This is a genomic window from Enterobacter sp. 342 (genome assembly GCF_036663495.1).
GTDB lineage: Bacteria > Pseudomonadota > Gammaproteobacteria > Enterobacterales > Enterobacteriaceae > Enterobacter.
Genome location: NZ_JAWUEI010000019.1, coordinates 35,926 through 55,670 on the forward strand (window position 1 = coordinate 35,926; position 19,745 = coordinate 55,670).

18 protein-coding genes are annotated in these 19,745 nt (G+C 53.4%); 9 read left to right on the top strand and 9 right to left on the bottom strand.

Translation table 11 applies throughout. The features are described 5' to 3' along the window. Nucleotides 1–224 precede the first annotated feature (224 nt). Nucleotides 225–1,280 (top strand): porin OmpA, encoded by a 1,056-nt coding sequence (gene ompA, locus V6E55_RS15750; protein WP_316943322.1) that lies wholly within the window; start codon nucleotides 225–227, stop codon nucleotides 1,278–1,280. Between the two features lie 63 nt (nucleotides 1,281–1,343). Here ompA and matP read toward each other — a convergent pair whose 3' ends face one another. Further along, entirely contained in the window at nucleotides 1,344–1,796 is a 453-nt protein-coding gene (gene matP, locus V6E55_RS15755; protein WP_008499929.1) for a macrodomain Ter protein MatP, read from the bottom strand. A 185-nt stretch (nucleotides 1,797–1,981) separates the two neighbouring features. Here matP and V6E55_RS15760 point away from each other — a divergent pair, with 185 nt between their 5' ends. Both V6E55_RS15760 and fabA read left to right on the top strand, forming a co-directional pair. After that, nucleotides 1,982–3,742, top strand: a complete 1,761-nt coding sequence (locus V6E55_RS15760) for a Lon protease family protein (protein WP_316943323.1) — start codon at nucleotides 1,982–1,984, stop codon at nucleotides 3,740–3,742. A 68-nt stretch (nucleotides 3,743–3,810) separates the two neighbouring features. Next, nucleotides 3,811–4,329, top strand: a complete 519-nt coding sequence (gene fabA, locus V6E55_RS15765; RefSeq protein ID WP_008499931.1) for a 3-hydroxyacyl-[acyl-carrier-protein] dehydratase FabA — start codon at nucleotides 3,811–3,813, stop codon at nucleotides 4,327–4,329. A gap of 70 nt (nucleotides 4,330–4,399) precedes the next feature. Here the strand turns inward: fabA and rmf are convergent, their stop codons facing one another. The 6 genes from rmf to rlmKL form a co-directional block, all read right to left on the bottom strand. Beyond that, nucleotides 4,400–4,567, bottom strand: coding sequence for a ribosome modulation factor (gene rmf, locus V6E55_RS15770; RefSeq protein WP_013097261.1), 168 nt, complete (start codon nucleotides 4,565–4,567; stop codon nucleotides 4,400–4,402). Nucleotides 4,568–4,822: 255 nt separating this feature from the next. Then, nucleotides 4,823–5,389, bottom strand: a complete 567-nt coding sequence (gene pqiC / locus V6E55_RS15775) for a membrane integrity-associated transporter subunit PqiC (protein ID WP_236920400.1) — start codon at nucleotides 5,387–5,389, stop codon at nucleotides 4,823–4,825. Further along, complete coding sequence (gene pqiB, locus V6E55_RS15780; RefSeq protein ID WP_129996287.1) at nucleotides 5,386–7,026, bottom strand: intermembrane transport protein PqiB; 1,641 nt, start codon at nucleotides 7,024–7,026, stop codon at nucleotides 5,386–5,388. The genes pqiC and pqiB overlap by 4 nt, the downstream gene beginning before the upstream one ends. Before the next feature lie 4 nt (nucleotides 7,027–7,030). Next, complete coding sequence (pqiA, locus tag V6E55_RS15785; RefSeq protein WP_316943325.1) at nucleotides 7,031–8,284, bottom strand: membrane integrity-associated transporter subunit PqiA; 1,254 nt, start codon at nucleotides 8,282–8,284, stop codon at nucleotides 7,031–7,033. A 13-nt stretch (nucleotides 8,285–8,297) separates the two neighbouring features. Next, nucleotides 8,298–10,205 carry an ABC transporter ATP-binding protein gene (locus V6E55_RS15790; protein WP_114978357.1) on the bottom strand — a complete coding sequence of 636 codons (1,908 nt, stop codon included), beginning with the start codon at nucleotides 10,203–10,205 and terminating at the stop codon, nucleotides 8,298–8,300. 12 nt (nucleotides 10,206–10,217) lie between these two features. After that, nucleotides 10,218–12,326, bottom strand: coding sequence for a bifunctional 23S rRNA (guanine(2069)-N(7))-methyltransferase RlmK/23S rRNA (guanine(2445)-N(2))-methyltransferase RlmL (gene rlmKL / locus V6E55_RS15795; protein WP_114978358.1), 2,109 nt, complete (start codon nucleotides 12,324–12,326; stop codon nucleotides 10,218–10,220). 98 nt (nucleotides 12,327–12,424) lie between these two features. Here rlmKL and V6E55_RS15800 point away from each other — a divergent pair, with 98 nt between their 5' ends. Beyond that, a complete protein-coding gene (locus tag V6E55_RS15800; RefSeq protein ID WP_316943327.1) occupies nucleotides 12,425–13,534 on the top strand; it encodes a YcbX family protein in 1,110 nt (369 codons plus the stop codon). Here V6E55_RS15800 and zapC read toward each other — a convergent pair. Together zapC and pyrD are read right to left on the bottom strand one after the other, a co-directional pair. Then, nucleotides 13,531–14,073, bottom strand: coding sequence for a cell division protein ZapC (gene zapC / locus V6E55_RS15805; RefSeq protein WP_316943328.1), 543 nt, complete (start codon nucleotides 14,071–14,073; stop codon nucleotides 13,531–13,533). The genes V6E55_RS15800 and zapC overlap by 4 nt on opposite strands. 165 nt (nucleotides 14,074–14,238) lie before the next feature. Further along, nucleotides 14,239–15,249, bottom strand: coding sequence for a quinone-dependent dihydroorotate dehydrogenase (gene pyrD / locus V6E55_RS15810; RefSeq protein ID WP_028019223.1), 1,011 nt, complete (start codon nucleotides 15,247–15,249; stop codon nucleotides 14,239–14,241). A gap of 248 nt (nucleotides 15,250–15,497) precedes the next feature. Between pyrD and ssuE the strand changes: the two genes are divergently transcribed. Genes ssuE through ssuB form a run of 5 tightly spaced genes read left to right on the top strand, consistent with a single transcriptional unit; the run spans nucleotide 15,498 to nucleotide 19,738 of the window. Further along, complete coding sequence (gene ssuE, locus V6E55_RS15815) at nucleotides 15,498–16,073, top strand: NADPH-dependent FMN reductase (RefSeq protein ID WP_316943329.1); 576 nt, start codon at nucleotides 15,498–15,500, stop codon at nucleotides 16,071–16,073. Beyond that, on the top strand, nucleotides 16,066–17,028 hold the full coding sequence (locus V6E55_RS15820) for a sulfonate ABC transporter substrate-binding protein (protein ID WP_316943330.1): 963 nt from the start codon (nucleotides 16,066–16,068) through the stop codon (nucleotides 17,026–17,028). Before ssuE ends, V6E55_RS15820 begins: the two co-directional genes overlap by 8 nt. Next, nucleotides 17,025–18,170, top strand: coding sequence for an FMNH2-dependent alkanesulfonate monooxygenase (gene ssuD, locus V6E55_RS15825; RefSeq protein WP_316943331.1), 1,146 nt, complete (start codon nucleotides 17,025–17,027; stop codon nucleotides 18,168–18,170). Before V6E55_RS15820 ends, ssuD begins: the two co-directional genes overlap by 4 nt. Nucleotides 18,171–18,179: 9 nt before the next feature. Next, the gene (gene ssuC, locus V6E55_RS15830) at nucleotides 18,180–18,971 is read left to right on the top strand and encodes an aliphatic sulfonate ABC transporter permease SsuC (RefSeq protein ID WP_236920395.1); all 792 of its coding nucleotides are present in this window, start codon (nucleotides 18,180–18,182) and stop codon (nucleotides 18,969–18,971) included. After that, entirely contained in the window at nucleotides 18,968–19,738 is a 771-nt protein-coding gene (gene ssuB / locus V6E55_RS15835) for an aliphatic sulfonates ABC transporter ATP-binding protein (protein WP_316943332.1), read from the top strand. Before ssuC ends, ssuB begins: the two co-directional genes overlap by 4 nt. Nucleotides 19,739–19,745 lie beyond the last annotated feature (7 nt).

A 19,745-nucleotide genomic window follows, 5' to 3' on the forward strand; every position in this document is an offset into this window, starting at 1 on the left:
ATGTTAAATAAAAGGTATACGGAACTTTTTTTTTCATATGCCTGACGGACTTCACACTTGTAAGTTTTCAGCTACGTTGTAGACTTTACATCGCCAGGGGTGCTCGGCCTAAGCCGAAGATATCGGTAGATTTATATTTGACCACGCCCCCCGGTGAAGGATTTAACCGTGATTCTCTCTTGAGATTTTCATGGCGAATTTTGGATGATAACGAGGCGCAAAAAATGAAAAAGACAGCTATCGCGATTGCAGTGGCACTGGCTGGCTTCGCTACCGTAGCGCAGGCCGCTCCGAAAGATAATACCTGGTATGCAGGTGGTAAACTGGGCTGGTCTCAGTTCCACGACACTGGCTGGTACAACAGCAAACTGAACAACGATGGCCCGACTCACGAGAGCCAGCTTGGTGCAGGTGCGTTCGGTGGCTATCAGGTTAACCCGTATGTTGGTTTTGAAATGGGTTACGACTGGTTAGGTCGTATGCCATACAAAGGCGATAAATACAACGGCGCTTTCAAAGCACAGGGCGTTCAGCTGACCGCTAAACTGGGTTACCCAGTAACTGACGATCTGGACGTGTACACCCGTCTGGGCGGCATGGTATGGCGCGCTGACTCCAGCAACAACCAGTCTGGTGACGAACATGACACCGGTGTTTCCCCAGTATTCGCTGGTGGCGTTGAGTGGGCTATGACCCGTGACATCGCTACTCGTCTGGAATACCAGTGGGTTAACAACATCGGCGACGGCAACACCGTTGGTGTTCGTCCAGACAACGGCATGCTGAGCGTAGGTGTTTCCTACCGTTTCGGCCAGCAGGAAGAAGCAGCACCAGTTGTTGCTCCAGCGCCGGCTCCAGCTCCAGAAGTACAGACCAAGCACTTCACTCTGAAGTCTGACGTTCTGTTCAACTTCAACAAAGCAACTCTGAAACCAGAAGGCCAGCAGGCACTGGATCAGCTGTACTCTCAGCTGAGCAATCTGGATCCTAAAGATGGTTCTGTAGTGGTTCTGGGCTTCACCGACCGTATCGGTTCTGACGCTTACAACCAGAAACTGTCTGAGAAACGTGCTCAGTCTGTTGTTGATTACCTGATCTCTAAAGGTATCCCAGCTAACAAGATCTCCCCACGTGGTATGGGCGAATCTAACCCAGTTACTGGCAACACCTGTGACAACGTGAAAGCTCGCGCTGCACTGATCGACTGCCTGGCTCCAGATCGTCGCGTTGAGATCGAAGTTAAAGGCATCAAAGACGTTGTAACTCAGCCAGCGGCATAAGTTATCGTCTTATAAAAAAACCCCGCAATGCGGGGTTTTTTATTATCTGAAGAAAACTAAAGTCTATTTTTTGCCCAACAATGCCTGAAGGTCGTTCTTCAGCGTCGACATCTGGTTGGCGTACTTCTCTTTATGCTCGGCATCCTCAATCAACTGCACGATCGTTTCCGACAGCGTTTTACCACGCCGTTGTGCCAGCCCCGCCAGGCGCTGCCAGACCACGAACTCAAGGTCGATAGATTTTTTGCGCGTGTGCTGATGCTCCGCATTAAAATGTCGTTTGCGTCGCGCGCGGATAGTTTGCTTCATTCGGTTTAACAACGCAGGATTGATGTGCTTCTCAATCCAGCCGTTAACCTGTACCGGTTCATTTTCGAGGGTCAGCAAAATATCCACGGCTTCTTGCGCAGCGCTGGCTTCGATGTAGCAGGTGATCAACTCCCCTTCACGGTGCTTTTTGACCAGGTACTTCCATTTCCAGCCGCTTTCGAGATTTTCCAGTTGTTGATATTTCATTGCGATCTCAGTGTTACCACGTAACTCTGTTCAGAATATCAGTTTTTTAGCAATCTGCTGAAAAGAAATCATATCTGTGAGTGAATGCAGGCAATCCCCCTGTCGAAATCCCCAATCCTGCTTGGGTAGTCCCCCTCGCTTACGGTATACTCCACGCTTTTACATCTGACTAAAAAACATCAACTTTGACCATTACGAAACTTGCATGGCGTGACCTTGTTCCGGATACCGAAAGTTATCAGGAACTGTTTGCACAGCCAGATCTCGCAAAAGAACACGAATTCATCCTTAGCGATACGCAACCACGTTTGCATTATGCGCTGGAGCAGGTGTTAAGCCCATGGGCAACAGCGCCCTTCATGCTGCTTAAAGCCCCGGAAGAAGCGGAATACCTGACGCTTCTTGGGGACGCCATGCGCCAGTTGCAGCCGGAAGCGAATGCAGTCTTTGGCGGCGAATATCGTATCGCGGGACATGATGTCACTTTCGAACCAGCAGCTCAGGCTGATGGGCGTTTTGCCGTTAAAGGTGAAGTGATTACCGCTAACTGGGTCGAGGCTGAACAACTCTTTGGTTGTCTGCGCCAGTTTAATGGTGAACTTTCGCTGCAACCGGGGCTGGTACATCGCGCAAATGGCGGTGTGCTTATCATCTCACTGCGTACCCTACTCTCGCAGCCGCTATTGTGGATGCGTCTGAAAACGATTGTGAACCAGCAACGTTTTGACTGGGTCGGCTACGATGAGTCCCGTCCTCTGCCTGTCTCTGTTCCCTCTATGCCTCTGTCGCTGACCGTCGTGCTGACGGGTGACCGCGAATCTCTGGCAGACTTCCAGGAAATGGAACCGGAACTGGCTGAGCAGGCAGTCTACAGCGAGTACGAAGACAACATCCAGATTGCCGATGCCGACGATATGGCGCAGTGGTGCCAGTGGGTAATGGCGGTTGCTGAACGTTTTTCGCTGCCAACACCTGCGGCTGACGCGTGGCCAGGCTTGATTCGCGAAGCGGTGCGCTATACCGGTGACCAGGAAACGCTGCCCCTCTGTCCACTCTGGATCAGCAAACAGCTGCGTGAAGTGGGTGTGGTCAGCGGTAACGGTGCGTTCACCGGAGAACAGCTCACACAGATGCTGGCTCAGCGTGAGTGGCGAGAAGGCTATCTTGCTGACCGTATGCAGGATGAAATTCTGCTGGAACAAATTCTGGTCGAGACCGAAGGCGAACGCGTTGGACAGATCAACGCCCTGTCGGTGATTGAGTTTCCTGGCCATCCGCGCGCTTTCGGCGAACCGTCCCGTATCAGCTGCGTTGTCCATATTGGTGATGGCGAGTTCACCGATATCGAACGGAAAGCCGAGCTGGGCGGAAACATTCACGCGAAAGGCATGATGATCATGCAGGCGTTTTTGATGTCAGAGCTGCAGCTCGAGCAACAGATCCCCTTCTCCGCCTCGCTGACATTTGAGCAGTCCTACAGCGAAGTTGATGGTGATAGCGCCTCTATGGCAGAACTGTGCGCCCTAATCAGCGCCCTGGCCGAAGTGCCCATCAATCAGAACATCGCGATCACCGGTTCGGTGGACCAATTCGGTCGTGCCCAGCCAGTGGGAGGCCTCAACGAAAAAATTGAAGGCTTCTTCTCTATCTGTCAGCAGCGCGGTTTAAATGGCAAACAGGGTGTGATTATTCCTGCTCCCAATGCACGCCATTTGAGCCTCAGTCAGGATATTCTGGATGCGGTGGAGCAAGAGCAATTCGCCATCTGGGCCATCGAAGGGATTGAGGATGCACTACCCTTACTGACAAACCTGGTATGGGATGGCGAAGGGCAAACCACCCTGATGCAGACTATTCAGGAACGCATTGCTCAGGCGACACAGCAGGATGCTCGTCATCGTTATCCATGGCCGTTACGCTGGTTGGGCTGGTTTGGTTCGAACTGATCGGACTTGTTCAGCGTACACGTGTTAGCTATCCTGCGTCCTTCACTAAAATAAGGCTTACTGAGAACATGGTAGATAAACGCGAATCCTATACAAAAGAAGATCTTCTTGCCTCTGGTCGCGGTGAACTGTTTGGTGCGAAAGGCCCACAGTTACCGGCCCCGAACATGCTGATGATGGACCGTGTCGTGAAAATGACCGAAACCGGCGGCAACTTCGATAAGGGTTACGTAGAAGCAGAACTCGATATCAATCCGGACCTGTGGTTCTTCGGTTGCCACTTTATTGGCGATCCGGTAATGCCTGGCTGTCTGGGCCTGGATGCAATGTGGCAGCTGGTTGGCTTCTATCTGGGCTGGCTGGGTGGTGAAGGTAAAGGCCGCGCACTGGGTGTTGGCGAAGTGAAATTCACCGGCCAGGTTCTGCCTACTGCGAAGAAAGTGACCTATCGTATTCACTTCAAGCGCATTGTTAACCGTCGCCTGATTATGGGCCTGGCGGATGGCGAAGTGCTGGTCGATGGTCGCCTGATCTATAGCGCGAGCGACCTGAAAGTGGGTCTGTTCCAGGATACTTCCGCGTTCTGATATTGCTTTTCGCAATCTCAAAAAGGCGAAACCTCCGCATGCGGAGGTTTCTTTTTTTAAAGAGACGTTATCAGGCTATGAGTGCCCTGTCGCCGATGGCTTCTCGCCAGCCTCCAAGCCATTGTGACCTTTGGTTTATCGTCTGATAAGGACACATTTCTTTAGAACGTCCAGCGATGCCGGCCTGATAACCACGTTGATGAGCCCGTTCCAGGCGATCTCGTTTCTGTCTCTTCATGCCTCGTTTCCCTCATTCTTTTGTCTGGTGGAAAGAAAACAGTGTCTGCACAAATGCACAGGCACAGATAACGAATACCCCGAATTAGTCGCAGCGTCAATGTTCAAAATTCATACGGGTGTCATATTTGTGAGCTAGCTGGAAGATCATTTGTACAAAAATTGTGACCCGGCACAAGTAACAACCTGAAGTGAAAACGAAAAAAAAACCGCAATCAGTGGCAGACCGATTGCGGTTTTTGACGATGAATTTTACTTATGGCAGCCGGGAAATTTCCCTGGCAATACTGGCCGACTCCTGTGCCCAACCCTGAGCCAGGACTTTCACCATTTCGTCATAGCCATCTTTCTGCTGCTTCAGCTCCAGATGGAACGGACGCTTAATCAGCTGCCCCTGATGATTCAGCAACCACTCCCCGCTGATCACCACCGCACCGTCATAACGGCCGTGGAAGCCTGTTACGGTGACGTTCAGCGTATCTTGATCGTTACCCAGCGGCTGCGAAGCGACAACCCAGCCCGGAAGCTGACTGCCCAGATTGGCCACCAGCGTGTTGCGCAGTTGCTGATCCAGCGGGCTGGCCCACAGATTGTTGGTCGCAATCACGTATTTAACGTCACTGGTCTGATAGACCACGCCGTTTCCTGCCAGATAATCCGGCACGGCAACCTGCTCAACCCACAACTGACGGTTTCCCTGACTCGCCGTGCTTTGCCCGTCGCTGTGGGTCGCCACAGGCAACTGATAGTAGCTTTTATTATCTACCCCTGAACTGCACGCCGTTAACAGCAGAGCACCAACCATCAATAGCCACTTATTCATTCTTTTGCCCTCTTAGGCTCAGGATCCTTTTTATCTTTCGCTTCGAACACCAGCGCGTTGCTCTTCTCGTTGAGCGTCTTCAGCACTGGTTGCAGTTCACGTAAGACCTGATCAAGGCGCTGCATATCAGCCACCATCTTGTTGTAAGCCGCAGAACCCGGCTGGAAGCCCTGCATACTGCGGTTCAGCTCACGCAGAGTTTTCTGCATATCCTGTGGCAGTTGCTGCATGCTCTGGCTCGCCGTGATCTTGTTGATGTTATCCAGCGTGGCTTGCAGACGTCGCATTGTCTCCTGACTCTGATGCAACGAGCCTGTCGCTGCTTCAATCATCGGATTCAGTGGCAGATTGTTGATCTTGTCCAGGGTATCCATCAGGCGTTGCTGGATCTGGGCCAAACCACTACTCACCGTTGGGATGATCTTGTAGCCACCAAATTCATGAATACCGGTAAATGGCGGTGCTTTTGGATAGAAGTCCATATCCACATAGAGTGCGCCAGTCACCAGGTTACCGGTTTTCAGCGACCCACGCAGACCACGATTCATCAGAGTGGTAATATGCTCTCCAATATCCTGCTCCCCACCAATCTGGTTGAGCAGACGTTCCGGTTCGATGCGAATCAGCACCGGGATGCGGTAATCATCATCCAGCATCTGCTTGAGGCCCGGCACAAAGAACGGTACTTGTCCTACCGTACCCAAGCGGATACCACGGAATTCTACAGGTGCGCCCGGCTGCAGACCGCGAACGGAATCTTTGAAGAACATCAGGTAGTCGATGTGATCGGTATAGAGCGCGTCCTGAATGCTTTTTTGATCGTCAAAGAGCCTGAATGCCGTTTTCTCGGCAACCGGTTGACCCAGATCCAACCCTTCTGGCACATCAAAGCTTACGCCACCACCAAACAGTGTTGTCAGAGACCCCATTTCAACGCGCATACCTGCTGAGGTGAGATCAACCGCGATCCCGCTGTCCTTCCAGAAGCGGACATTGCTGGTAACCAGTCGATCATTTGGCGCATTAATAAACAGCTGATAGCTGATGGCGCGTTTTTGAGGATCAAAGGTACTGGTTTCAACCGAGCCGACACGGTAACCGCGGAACAACACCGGATCACCCGCCGTGAGCTGACCTGCTTTTTTGCTGTCGAGGATCACGCGGATGCCCTTGGCATCAGGCGGTGCAAGCGGCGGTGAATCCAGAAGCTGATATTTGGCTGGCTGGTTACCCTTAGCGCCAGGTTGCAACTCAATATAGGCACCCGACAACAACGTTCCTAACCCGCTAATCCCCTCACGCCCCACCTGAGGTTTAACCACCCAAAACACCGAGTCGCCATGCAGCAATTTTTCCATGCCAGCATTGAGGCGCGCCTTGATTTCCACATGCGTTAAATCATCGGTCAGGGTTGCGCTTTCAACCACACCCACATCCACGCTGCGGCTCTTGATGGTCGTTTTACCGCCCTCAATCCCCTCGGCATTGGTGGTAATCAGCGTCACTTCCGGCCCCTGATGGCTGTAGTGATAAAACAGGATCCATGCCCCGATCAGCGCCGTCACGATGGGGAAAATCCACACCGGTGACCAGTTCTTGACCTTCTGCACTTTCGCCTCTCCACTCTTATTTTCCATGCTCTTACTCTTCCTCATGGCTTGATTCAGGCTCACGATCCCACGATAAACGAGGGTCGAAGGTCATGGCCGCAAACATAGTCATAATCACGACCAGTGCAAACATTAATGCCCCCATCGCGGGATAAATACTCATCAATCCGCCCATCCGCACCAGTGCAGAGAGAACGGCAATAACAAACACGTCAATCATTGACCAGCGTCCGACAAACTCGACCACTTCATAAATCAGGTGCATGCGTTCGCTGTCGCGTTTACCGTGACCTTTTGCATCCCAACAGAGCCAGGCGATCGCGATCATTTTCAGGGTTGGCACCATAATACTGGCGATAAAGATTACACCGGCGACCGGATACGAACCTTCACCCCACAGCAATATCACCCCGGCCAGAATCGTCGAGGGCATTTTGTCGCCCAGCAAATCGGTGATCATAATCGGCAAGATATTGGCTGGCAGATACAGCATGACAGAGGTCACCAGTAGTGCCATCGTCCACTGCAGGCTGTTTTTACGTCGTAAATGACCTTTCGTTTCACAGCGCGGACAGACGTCCAGATCGGCAGGCAGCACGGCTGTACAGCAGGAGCAAGAGCGTAGACCCTGACGGATCCCCGGTACGCCGACCTTTACCGTCTGAGCAAGTGTAGGGGCCGGAGCGATATCGTCCCATGCCCAACGCCTGTCCACGCACTGGAATGCACGCAGTTGCAGTACACAGTACAGACACCACGGAATAAAACTGCTGCCAATCCCTACGTCACCGTAGGCCATCAGCTTCACGAAGCTGACCAGAATGCCCGCCAGAAAAATCTCGGCCATCCCCCAGCTTTTAAGCTGAAACAGGATACGCGCCAGTTTGATTTTCAGCGCAGCAGGCATTTTTACCCGGTTGACCAGCAAAAGGATGACAACCAGACAAAAGGCCGGGACGATCTGCACAAACAGAAGGAAGAAGGTGCCGAGGCTGGCATAGTCTTCCGAAAACATGACGCCCGGGATCTCAAGTAAATCCACCTGGCTGGTGATCCCGCCCACTTTCATATAGATAAACGGGAAAAGATTGGAGAGTAGCAGCATGAACAATGCTGCCAGAGCGTAAGCAGTGGGACGCTGCCGCGGCGCGTCCCACTCGGTTGTCAACGTTGCTCCGCAACGTGGACACAGCGCTTTATGTCCGTGACCAAGCTCTGGCAACGCCACGAGCATATCGCATTGCGAGCATAATATATGCCTGTCGGCATGGTGCTGGTCACACATATGTTATCCCTGTTTATGCGCCGTTTTTCAGAGACTCAAGGTACTCCCAGCGCTCAAATGCTTCTTCCAGGGCCTTTTCAGCCGCGGACAGTTCAGCCAGTATTTTCTGAGTATAGTCGTGCGATTGGGTAAAGAATGTCGCATCAGCAACCTGAGCTTGCAGATCTTCAAGCGCGGCCTCCAGCTCTTCCAGACGCTGCGGTAGCCCCTCCAGTTCGCGCTGCAGGTTATAGCTTAGTTTAGCCGAGCTTTTCTTGACAGTTTCTGCTTTTGTTACAGCAGGTTCAGAACTTATTTTGGACTTTGACTGTTTCTGCGCCAGAGACTGCGACTGCTGCCCTTTTGCATCGTGATAACCGCCGACATACTGACCAATTCGCCCTTCACCTTCGAAGATCCAGCACTCGGTCACGGTGTTATCCACGAATTGACGATCGTGGCTAACCAGCATCACCGTCCCCTGATAACCGTCGATCAGTTCTTCCAGCAATTCCAGGGTTTCGACATCCAGGTCGTTCGTCGGTTCATCGAGAATCAACAGGTTACTTGGTTTCAGGAACAGACGTGCCAGCAGAAGACGATTGCGCTCACCGCCTGACAGCGCACGTACCGGCGTCATCGCACGTTTCGGATGGAACAGGAAGTCCTGCAGGTAGCCCAGCACATGGCGCGGCTTGCCATTTACCATCACCTCTTGCTTACCTTCAGCGAGGTTATCCATCACCGTTCTGTCCGGATCCAGCTCTGCGCGGTGCTGATCGAAGTAGGCCACTTCAAGCTTGGTGCCGCAGTGGATACGACCGCTGTCAGCCTGCAATTGGCCCAGCATCAGTTTCAACAGCGTGGTTTTGCCGCAACCGTTCGGACCAATCAGTGCAATTTTGTCACCACGCTGAACCTGTGCCGAGAAGTCTTTCACCAGCACTTTACCGTCAACCTGATAGTTAACGTTTTCCATTTCGAAGACAATCTTGCCGGAACGGGACGCCTCTTCCACCTGCATTTTGGCGCTGCCCATCACTTCGCGGCGCTCGCTACGCTCACGGCGCATCGCCTTCAGCGCACGAACGCGACCTTCGTTACGTGTACGACGGGCTTTGATGCCCTGACGGATCCAGACTTCTTCCTGCGCCAGCTTGCGGTCAAACTCCGCATTCTGCAGCTCTTCCACGCGCAGGTTTTCTTCTTTTTCCAGCAGATAGGTATCGTAATCGCCAGGATAGGTAACCAGCTTGCCGCGATCGAGATCGACAATGCGCGTCGCCATGTTGCGAATAAACGAACGGTCGTGAGAGATAAAGATGATGGTGCCGCTGAAGGTTTTCAGGAACCCTTCCAGCCAGTCAATCGCTTCGATATCCAGGTGGTTCGTCGGTTCGTCCAGTAGCAGAACCTTCGGCCCACTGACCAGCGCACGGCCCAGAGCCGCTTTACGCAGCCAGCCGCCGGAGAGCGCTGACAACTCCATATCGGCTTCCAGACCGAGCTGAGCCAGCACTTCATTAATGCGGTTTTCCAGCTGCCACAGACCGTGGTGATCGAGCATCTCCTGCACTTTCGCCAGTTCGTTGAGATTCTTATCGCTCGGGTCAGTCATCACCAGATGGGAGATCTCGTGATAACGCTTCAGGTATTCAGCCTGCTCAGAAATACCTTCAGCCACGAAATCGTAAACGCTACCGGTCACATGACGCGGCGGATCCTGTTGCAGGCGGGAAACGATAAGATCCTGCTCGTAAACAATACGGCCGTCATCCAGACCCTGTTCACGGTTCAGGATTTTCATCAACGTGGATTTACCTGCGCCATTACGGCCCACCAGACAGACACGCTCGTTATCTTCGATGTGCAGTTCTGCATTATCGAGAAGCGGTGAGTCGCTGAAAGAGAGCCACGCACCGTGCATACTAATTAAAGACATTTATTTTTCCTTTCAGGCCGCGGTAATCAACCAGCAGTTATGGATTTGACGGTTACGGGCGAAATCCTGAGACAGCGTTTTTTGGCTGATTTCTTGTGCTTTTAGCCCCAGGGCTGCTAAGCCGTCATGATCCATACGGAAGCCGCGTTTGTTGTTCGAGAACATAATGGTGCCGCCTTTACGCAGGAGGCGCTTCAGGTCGGTCATCAGGCGCAGGTGATCGCGTTGTACATCAAAGCTATCTTCCATACGCTTGGAGTTGGAGAAGGTTGGCGGATCGATAAAGATCAGATCGAACTGTTCATTGGTGTCACGCAACCAGCCCAGCACATCGGCCTGCATCAAACGATGCTGACGCCCGGTGAGGCCGTTAAGACGCAGGTTACGCTCCGCCCACTCCAGATAGGTACGGGACATATCCACCGTGGTCGTGCTCCGCGCGCCACCCAGACCCGCATGCACGCTGGCGCTGCCGGTGTAGGAGAACAGGTTGAGGAAATCTTTGCCCTTGCTCATCTGTCCGAGCATGCGGCGGGCGATACGGTGGTCAAGGAACAGACCGGTATCAAGGTAGTCAGTCAGGTTAACCCACAGACGAGCGTTGTATTCGCCCACTTCAATGAAGTCGCCCTTCTCACCCATTTTCTGGTACTGATTTTTTCCTTTCTGACGTTCGCGGGTTTTCAGCACCAGTTTGTTTGGCGCAATACCCAGCACAGCGATGGTTGCCGCAATGACGTCCAGCATACGCTGACGCGCTTTTTGCGCATCAATGGTTTTCGGTGGGGCGTATTCCTGAATCACCACCCAGTCCGCATAGCGGTCAACCGCCACGTTGTATTCCGGCAGATCAGCATCGTACAGGCGATAGCATTCAATACCTTCCTGCTTCGCCCATTTCTCGAATTTCTTCAGATTCTTGCGCAGACGGTTGGCGTAATCTTCCGCCACGCCGGATGGCTTACTGTCCGCTGCTTTCTCTGCCAGGTGGTAGTTTTTCTGCACACAGTCCAGCGGGCCGTTTTTCGCCTTAAACTGGCGATCGGCACGTAACTGCAGGCAACTCAGCAATTCAGGTGAAGCGCTGAACAGGGAGAGGTTCCAGCCGCCAAAGTAATCTTTCATATTGCGACCCAGCAGGCTGTGCAGGGCAATCAGCGCTGGCTCGCTGTCCAGACGCTCACCGTATGGCGGGTTACTGATAACGGTACCGTAGGGACCTTTTGGCAGCGGGTTGGTCAGGTTCGCCACGTCTTTCACTTCGAAAGTGACCAGCTCGCCAATACCGGCGCGACGGGCGTTGCTGCGAGCACGTTCAATTACGCGCGGGTCGCTGTCCGAACCATAGAAATGGGAGGTGTATTCCGCCAGGCCCTTACGCGCACGGGTCTGCGCGTCGTCTTTGACCTCTTTCCACAGTGCTTCATCGTGCTGTGCCCAGCCCTTGAAGCCCCAGTGACCACGGTGCAGGCCCGGCGCGCGGTCGGTGGCCAACATGGCAGCTTCAATCAGCAATGTTCCGGAACCACACATCGGGTCAAGCAGTGGGGTACCCGGCAGCCAGCCGGAGCGCATCACAATAGCTGCGGCGAGGGTTTCTTTGATTGGTGCCATACCCGTGCGGTCGCGGTAACCGCGCAGGTGGAGGCCTGCGCCGCTCAGATCCAGAGAGATGCTTGCGGTGTCGCCGTTCAGCCAGACATTAATACGCAGATCCGGATTTTCGCGATCGACGTTCGGACGTTCCTTATTTTTACGGGTGAAGCAGTCCACAATGGCGTCTTTAACGCGCAGGGCACCGTACTGGCTATTGCGGATCTCATCATTCACGCCGTTGAAATGCACTGCAAAAGTGGCATTAGGTGTGAAGATCTCTGTCCAGTCGATCATCTGTACGCCGGTATAGAGATCAAGGTCGCTATAGACCTTGCACTCTTTCATCGGCAGCATGATGCGCGACGCCAGACGGCTCCACATCAGGCTCTGGTAAATAAGCCGCGTGTCGCCCTCAAAATGGACACCACCCTGAACTACCTGGCACTCTTGCGCACCCAGGGCTTCCAGTTCAGTTTTTAACAGCTCTTCCAGCCCACGGGCCGTACTGGCAAACAGAGAATTCATATCGTCACTTTTACTCTTAGAAAATTGTCGCGCATTATAGCTAATATGGCGTGTATGTCATAAAGTTGAAGGCTTATTTTCATTCGAGGGAGTGTGCAGTGGCGACGTTATCCAGGCTTTTTATTCATCCGGTGAAATCCATGCGCGGCATCGGCATTTCTCACGCACTTGCCGACATGAGCGGATTTGCCTTCGATCGTATCTTTATGATCACCGAGCCTGACGGTACGTTCATTACTGCACGCCAGTTCCCGCAGATGGTTCGCTTTATCCCTTCCCCCCTTCATGACGGTTTGCATCTTACCGCGCCGGATGGTTCCAGTGTGGTGATCCGCTTTGCTGATTTTGCGCCTGTGGATGCGCCAACAGAAGTGTGGGGCAATCATTTTACCGCGCGTATTGCCACAGACGAGATTAACCGCTGGCTTAGCGGCTTCTTCTCGCGCGATGTGCAGTTACGCTGGGTAGGCCCGTCGCTGACGCGCCGCGTGAAGCGTCACGACGCAGTTCCGCTCTCATTTGCGGACGGTTTTCCTTTCCTGCTGACCAGCGAAGCCTCCCTGCGCGACCTGCAGCGCCGTTGTAAAGCCAGCGTTCAGATGGAGCAATTTCGCCCCAATCTGGTGGTAACCGGTACAGAAGCCTGGGAAGAAGACACCTGGAAAGTGATTCGCATCGGCAGTGTGATTTTCGATGTCGCGAAGCCATGCAGCCGCTGTATTTTTACCACCGTAAGCCCGGAAAAAGGCCAGAAGCACCCTTCCGGAGAGCCGCTGAAAACCCTGCAATCGTTCCGCACTGCGCAGGACAATGGCGATGTGGATTTTGGCCTGAACCTGATCCCCCGTTCCAGCGGCGTGATCCGTGTCGGTGACGAGGTAGAAATTCTTGCCCGTGGACCCGCAAGAGTATATGGCTCCGGTCAGGAAGACGAGTTCGTAGACCTTGAGACACAGGTCAGCTCATCAGTGGATATTCACTGGCAGGGCAACATCATCCGGGGCAATAATCAGCAGGTTTTACTTGAACAGCTGGAACAAGCAGGTATCCGCATACCGTATTCCTGTCGTGCGGGGATCTGTGGCTGCTGTCGAATCAAGCTGGTTGAGGGGGAAGTCAGTGCGCTGAAAAAATCCGCAATAGCCGACGACGGGACAATTCTGTGCTGTAGCTGTATCCCAAAAACATCAGTACAACTGGAAGCTTAAACAGCCTGTTCCAGGCTGAAAGAATCCACACGAAGTTGGGGTTTCAGCCTGTCATTCATGACTTTGATGGCATCCCCAAGTTGCATCGTCCGCCCGGCAATTGTCACGCCGGGCTGAGCCAGCAAACAGAGCGCAGCATTTTCCCCAGGCTCAACCACCAGCAGGCTTACCTCTTCTGCACTATCACTCAGACTGACACTGGCCGCGTCGCCCGTTGCTGGCGTCCAGCTCATGCCATGCGGCAGGAAATGCCAGCTTTTTGGCATTTGTGGTTTCAGAAAACGAATAGCCACCAGTGCATTTAATACCAGTTCGGCACGCTGCTCTTTAGAGAGCATCAGATCGCGACATTTTTCTTCAAAGGAGAAATAAAGCGCAGCATCGTCAACACAGAATCCTGACGGAGAAAAAGCGTCCGGGGTTAACATTCGGCGGGCAAAACGAGAACGAAACAACATACCATTGGCTAAATCGAGCATCATACGGTCATGCTCGTCGCAAAAATACCAGCGCCAGTTATCGTCAGGTTTAATTCGCATGTTTCTCTCCCGTCCCAAACGTCCTGTACTAAAAATGTCCTGCTCGTCGCTTCGTTTTTAACACCATTTAATAAAAGACTATAATGTCTAAATAAGCAACAATGACGGAATATAAAACAACCAGGGCCGGAAATAAAGCCCTGGTTGTCTGATTAAGAGAAAAGATTAGATATGAGTAACGATTTCTTTAATCAGCGGCGGTCCTTTAAAAATAAAGCCGGAATAGATTTGCACCAGTGATGCACCTGCCGCCATCTTCTCACGCGCAGCAATCACTGAGTCGATACCACCGACGCCGATAATCGGTAAACGACCTTTTAATTCCGCTGACAATGCACGAATAATTTCGGTGCTTTTTAATTGTACCGGACGTCCACTTAACCCACCCGCTTCGTCACAGTTTTTCATTCCCTGAACCAGGGAGCGATCGAGTGTGGTATTGGTCGCAATCACACCATCAATATTATGGCGAACTAAACTGTCGGCAACCTGGATCAATTCTTCGACAGAAAGATCCGGGGCGATCTTAACCGCGACGGGAACATATTTATGGTGGATCGACTGGAGCTCATTTTGTTTATTTTTAATGGCACTCAGAAGATCATCCAGCGCTTCACCATATTGCAAAGAACGCAGACCCGGGGTATTGGGCGAAGAAATATTCACCGCAATATAACCAGCATAGGCGTAGACTTTTTCCATACAAATCAGATAGTCATCTTTACCCTGCTCTACCGGTGTGTCTTTATTTTTGCCAATATTGATACCTAATACACCATCAAAATGGGCTTTTTTTACATTCTCAACGAGGTGATCGACACCGAGGTTATTAAAGCCCATGCGGTTGATCAAGCCTTCGGCTTCGACCAGACGGAACAGACGCGGCTTGTCATTTCCCGGCTGTGGGCGCGGCGTGACAGTACCGATTTCGATAGATCCAAAGCCCATCGCGCCCAGGGCATCAATGCACTCGCCATTTTTATCCAGACCTGCCGCAAGACCCAGCGGGTTTTTAAAGGTCAGTCCCATGCATTGCACAGGTTTTTCCGGCACATTTTGACGCACCAGAGCGACCAGAGGCGTTCCTGTAATACGACGTAATTGCTGGAATGTAAATTCATGAGCGCGCTCAGGGTCGAGCTGGAAAAGGGCTTTACGAACGAAGGGGTAGTACATGAACTCTCCTGGATTCCCGGTGTGCAAACCGGGAGGGGATTATGGGCGATCCGACGCCGAAAGGGAATTGACCTGCGGCAAAAAATCAGCGTAAAACGCAATCGTTTACCTTCCGGCTCATTTCTTATGCACTTTTTCGCATTTAAATTGCAGATAAATCATTTAGTGGAATAACCGCGCAGTGTCACACTCCTGAAAATTGTTATGAATGTTAGATAAAAGCAAACAATTGGTTATAAGGAGAACGTATGCGCGTCATTACTCTGGCCGGAAGTCCACGATTCCCTTCGCGCTCCAGCGCCCTGCTGGAATATGCCCGTGAAAAACTTAATGCCCTGGATGTGGAAGTGTGCCACTGGAACCTGCATAACTTCGAACCTGAAGATTTGCTCTATGCCCGTTTTGACAGCCCGGCGCTTCACACCCTGACTGAACAGCTTAAAGGCGCTGATGGGTTAATTGTGGCGACACCCATTTATAAAGCCTCTTTTTCCGGGGCACTGAAAACCCTGCTTGACCTGCTCCCTGAACGTGCGCTGGATGGCAAAGTAGTGCTGCCCCTGGCAACCGGCGGCACAGTGGCGCATTTACTGGCCGTGGATTATGCCCTGAAGCCGGTCCTGAACGCCCTGAAAGCACAGGAGATCCTTCACGGAGTGTTCGCGGACGACTCCCAGGTCATTGACTATCAACATAAACCGTACTTTACACCCAATCTGCAAACCCGCCTCGATAACGCCCTGGAAACCTTCTGGCATGCCCTGCATCGCAGGGATATCCAGGCACCTGCGTTTGGTCATCCGCAAGGAGTCGCACATGTTTAAAACCGTAACCCGTATTGGACTGGCCGGACTGATGGCGCTGACGTCGCTGGCCCATGCCGGGCAAACTGCACCTGAAAGCTTACGCATTGGTTACCAGAAAGGCAGCGTCAGCATGGTGCTGGCAAAAAGCCACCAGCTTCTGGAAAAACGCTTCCCGGACACCAAATTCTCCTGGGTTGAGTTCCCGGCTGGTCCGCAGATGCTGGAAGCGCTTAACGTTGGCAGTATTGATTTGGGCAGCACAGGCGATATTCCGCCGATATTCGCCCAGGCAGCGGGAGCAGACCTGCTCTATGTTGGCGTTGAACCGCCCAAACCGAAGGCCGAAGTGATCCTGGTGCCTGAAAATAGCGACATTAAAAGCGTCGCCGACCTTAAAGGGCATAAAGTTGCTTTCCAGAAAGGTTCCAGCTCACACAACCTGCTGCTGCGCGCTCTGCAAGAAGCCGGGCTCAAGTTTACCGACATTCAACCCGTTTATCTGACGCCTGCCGACGCGCGCGCCGCGTTTCAGCAGAAGGACGTTGATGCCTGGGCAATCTGGGATCCTTACTATTCCGCCGCATTGCTACAGGGCGGCGTTCGCGTTCTGAAAGACGGTACCACGCTGAAACAGACCGGCTCGTTCTATCTTGCAGCAAGACCGTATGCGGAAAAATACGGTGCCTTCGTTCAGGACGTCCTCAATACCTTTACTCAGGCCGACGCACTGACGCAAAACCAGCGTCAGGAGAGTATCGCCCTGCTGGCCAAAACCATGGGCTTACCTGAACCGGTGATCGCGAGCTATCTCAACCACCGTCCGCCGACCACCATTACACCCTTAGACGCGCACGTCGCCGCACTTCAGCAACAAACGGCCGACCTCTTCTATCAAAACCACCTTGTTCCAAAACAGGTGAATATTCGCGAACGTATCTGGCAGCCCGCCGGTAAAGAAGGAACAAAATCATGAGCCTGAATCTTTTCTGGTTTTTACCCACCCATGGTGATGGCCACTATCTTGGTACGGAAGAGGGCTCACGCCCGGTTGACCATGGCTATCTGCAACAGATTGCGCAGGCAGCGGACCGAATCGGTTTCACTGGCGTACTGATCCCGACCGGACGCTCGTGCGAAGATGCCTGGCTGGTTGCTGCATCAATGATTCCGGTGACTCAGCGTCTGAAGTTCCTGGTGGCATTGCGTCCGAGCGTCGTCTCACCCACCGTGGCGGCGCGTCAGGCGGCAACCCTGGACAGACTGTCCAACGGCCGCGCCCTGTTTAACCTTGTTACGGGCAGCGATCCGCAGGAGCTGGCGGGTGACGGTGTGTTCCTCGATCACACTGAGCGCTATGAAGCCTCTGCCGAATTCACTCGCGTCTGGCGACGTCTGCTGGAAGGTGAAACCGTGACGTTCGAAGGTAAACATATTCATGTTCGTGACGCGAAACTCTACTTCCCGCCCGTCCAACAACCACGCCCTCCTCTCTATTTTGGTGGGTCATCGGACGTGGCGCAGGACCTTGCGGCAGAACAGGTTGATCTCTATCTGACCTGGGGCGAACCGCCAGACCTGGTCAAAGAGAAAATCGCCCAGGTGCGTGCTAAGGCCGCAGCCTATGGTCGCACAGTGCGCTTTGGCATTCGTCTGCACGTGATTGTGCGTGAGACCAACGAAGAAGCCTGGCAGGCGGCCGATCGTCTCATCTCCCATCTGGATGATGCCACCATCGCGAAAGCACAGGCTGCGTTTGCCAAAACCGACTCCGTCGGGCAGCACCGGATGGCATCCCTGCACAACGGCAAGCGCGAGAACCTGGAAATCAGCCCAAACCTGTGGGCGGGTGTCGGTCTGGTTCGTGGCGGTGCGGGCACGGCGCTGGTTGGCGATGGTGAGACCGTGGCAGCACGTATTAATGAATACGCTGACCTGGGTATTGATAGCTTTATTCTCTCCGGTTATCCGCATCTCGAAGAGGCGTACAAAGTGGGTGAGCTGTTATTCCCCCATCTGGATGTCGCCATCCCGGAAATTCCGCAGCCGCAACCGCTCCAGCTTCAGGGCGAAGCCGTGGCGAACGAGTTTATTCCACGAAAAGCGGCGCAAAGCTAAGGAGTGACCATGTCTGCCACCTCACAAAAATGGCTCCTGCGTGCCGCCCCGTGGTTTTTGCCCGTCGGCATTGTGGCTGTCTGGCAGCTCGCGTCGTCTACAGGCTGGTTGTCGAGCCGCATTTTGCCCTCCCCGGAGGGCGTCGTAAAAGCGTTCTGGTCGCTGAGCGTCAGCGGAGAGCTGTGGCAACATCTGGCGATCAGTTCCTGGCGCGCGGTGATTGGTTTTTCCATCGGCGGCAGCATCGGGCTGGCGCTGGGTCTGGTGAGCGGTCTTTCCCGCTGGGGTGAACGGTTGCTGGATACGTCTATTCAGATGCTGCGCAACGTGCCGCATCTGGCGCTGATCCCGCTGGTGATTTTGTGGTTTGGTATTGATGAGAGCGCCAAAATATTCCTCGTGGCGCTGGGTACGCTGTTCCCGATTTACATCAATACATGGCATGGGATCCGTAACATCGATCGCGGTCTGGTCGAGATGGCGCGCAGCTATGGTTTATCAGGCTTCGCGCTTTTTACCCACGTGATTCTGCCAGGTGCCCTACCCTCCATTATGGTCGGGGTGCGCTTTGCGCTCGGCCTGATGTGGCTAACATTGATAGTGGCTGAAACCATCTCAGCCAACTCTGGCATTGGCTATCTGGCGATGAACGCCCGCGAATTCCTGCAAACGGACGTGGTGGTGGTCGCGATCATCCTTTATGCCCTGCTCGGCAAACTCGCCGACGTCAGCGCCCAGTGGCTGGAGCGCAGCTGGCTGCGCTGGAACCCGGCCTATACCACTCAGGAGGCGAAAGCATGAACACAGCCCGACTGACTCAGGGTACACCGCTGCTGCTCAGCGGTGTGACCAAACGCTATGGCGAAAACACCATTCTAAATGCGCTGGATTTGCACATTCCTGCCGGACAATTCGTAGCTGTTGTCGGGCGCAGCGGCGGCGGTAAGAGTACGCTGTTACGCCTGTTAGCCGGACTGGAGGCCCCCAACGATGGAGAAATTCTTGCTGGTACAACGCCGCTGGCAAATATTCAGAACGACACCCGCATGATGTTTCAGGATGCGCGCCTGCTTCCCTGGAAAACGGTAATTGATAACGTTGGGCTGGGGCTTAAAGGCAACTGGCGAGATGAGGCCCGCCAGGCGCTTGCCGCTGTAGGGCTGGAAAATCGTGCGGATGAATGGCCTGCGACGCTGTCAGGTGGGCAGAAGCAGCGCGTAGCGCTGGCGCGGGCGTTAATGCATCGTCCGGGCCTGTTGTTGCTTGATGAGCCGCTCGGCGCACTCGACGCCCTGACACGAATCGAAATGCAGGATTTGATTGGCTCCCTGTGGCAGAAGCATGGCTTTACGGTGCTACTGGTGACGCATGACGTATCTGAGGCGGTAGCGATGGCCGACCGCGTGCTTCTGATAGAAGAAGGGAAAATGGGTCTGGATCTGATGGTGGATATTGCGCGTCCTCGCCGCGTAGGATCAGCAAGACTGGCGGAGCTGGAGGCAGAGGTGTTGGATCGGGTAATGAAACGTGGGGAAACAGAGATACAGCGCGTTAAGGCTAATGCCTGAACCCCTC

Coding starts and splice junctions, on each gene's coding strand:
- ompA (WP_316943322.1), top strand. CDS start 225: ATGAAAAAGACAGCTATCGCGATTGCAGTGGCACTGGCTGGCTTCGCT.
- matP (WP_008499929.1), bottom strand. CDS start 1,796: ATGAAATATCAACAACTGGAAAATCTCGAAAGCGGCTGGAAATGGAAG.
- fabA (WP_008499931.1), top strand. CDS start 3,811: ATGGTAGATAAACGCGAATCCTATACAAAAGAAGATCTTCTTGCCTCT.
- rmf (WP_013097261.1), bottom strand. CDS start 4,567: ATGAAGAGACAGAAACGAGATCGCCTGGAACGGGCTCATCAACGTGGT.
- pqiC (WP_236920400.1), bottom strand. CDS start 5,389: ATGAATAAGTGGCTATTGATGGTTGGTGCTCTGCTGTTAACGGCGTGC.
- pqiB (WP_129996287.1), bottom strand. CDS start 7,026: ATGGAAAATAAGAGTGGAGAGGCGAAAGTGCAGAAGGTCAAGAACTGG.
- pqiA (WP_316943325.1), bottom strand. CDS start 8,284: ATGTGTGACCAGCACCATGCCGACAGGCATATATTATGCTCGCAATGC.
- V6E55_RS15790 (WP_114978357.1), bottom strand. CDS start 10,205: ATGTCTTTAATTAGTATGCACGGTGCGTGGCTCTCTTTCAGCGACTCA.
- rlmKL (WP_114978358.1), bottom strand. CDS start 12,326: ATGAATTCTCTGTTTGCCAGTACGGCCCGTGGGCTGGAAGAGCTGTTA.
- zapC (WP_316943328.1), bottom strand. CDS start 14,073: ATGCGAATTAAACCTGACGATAACTGGCGCTGGTATTTTTGCGACGAG.
- pyrD (WP_028019223.1), bottom strand. CDS start 15,249: ATGTACTACCCCTTCGTTCGTAAAGCCCTTTTCCAGCTCGACCCTGAG.
- ssuE (WP_316943329.1), top strand. CDS start 15,498: ATGCGCGTCATTACTCTGGCCGGAAGTCCACGATTCCCTTCGCGCTCC.
- V6E55_RS15820 (WP_316943330.1), top strand. CDS start 16,066: ATGTTTAAAACCGTAACCCGTATTGGACTGGCCGGACTGATGGCGCTG.
- ssuD (WP_316943331.1), top strand. CDS start 17,025: ATGAGCCTGAATCTTTTCTGGTTTTTACCCACCCATGGTGATGGCCAC.
- ssuC (WP_236920395.1), top strand. CDS start 18,180: ATGTCTGCCACCTCACAAAAATGGCTCCTGCGTGCCGCCCCGTGGTTT.
- ssuB (WP_316943332.1), top strand. CDS start 18,968: ATGAACACAGCCCGACTGACTCAGGGTACACCGCTGCTGCTCAGCGGT.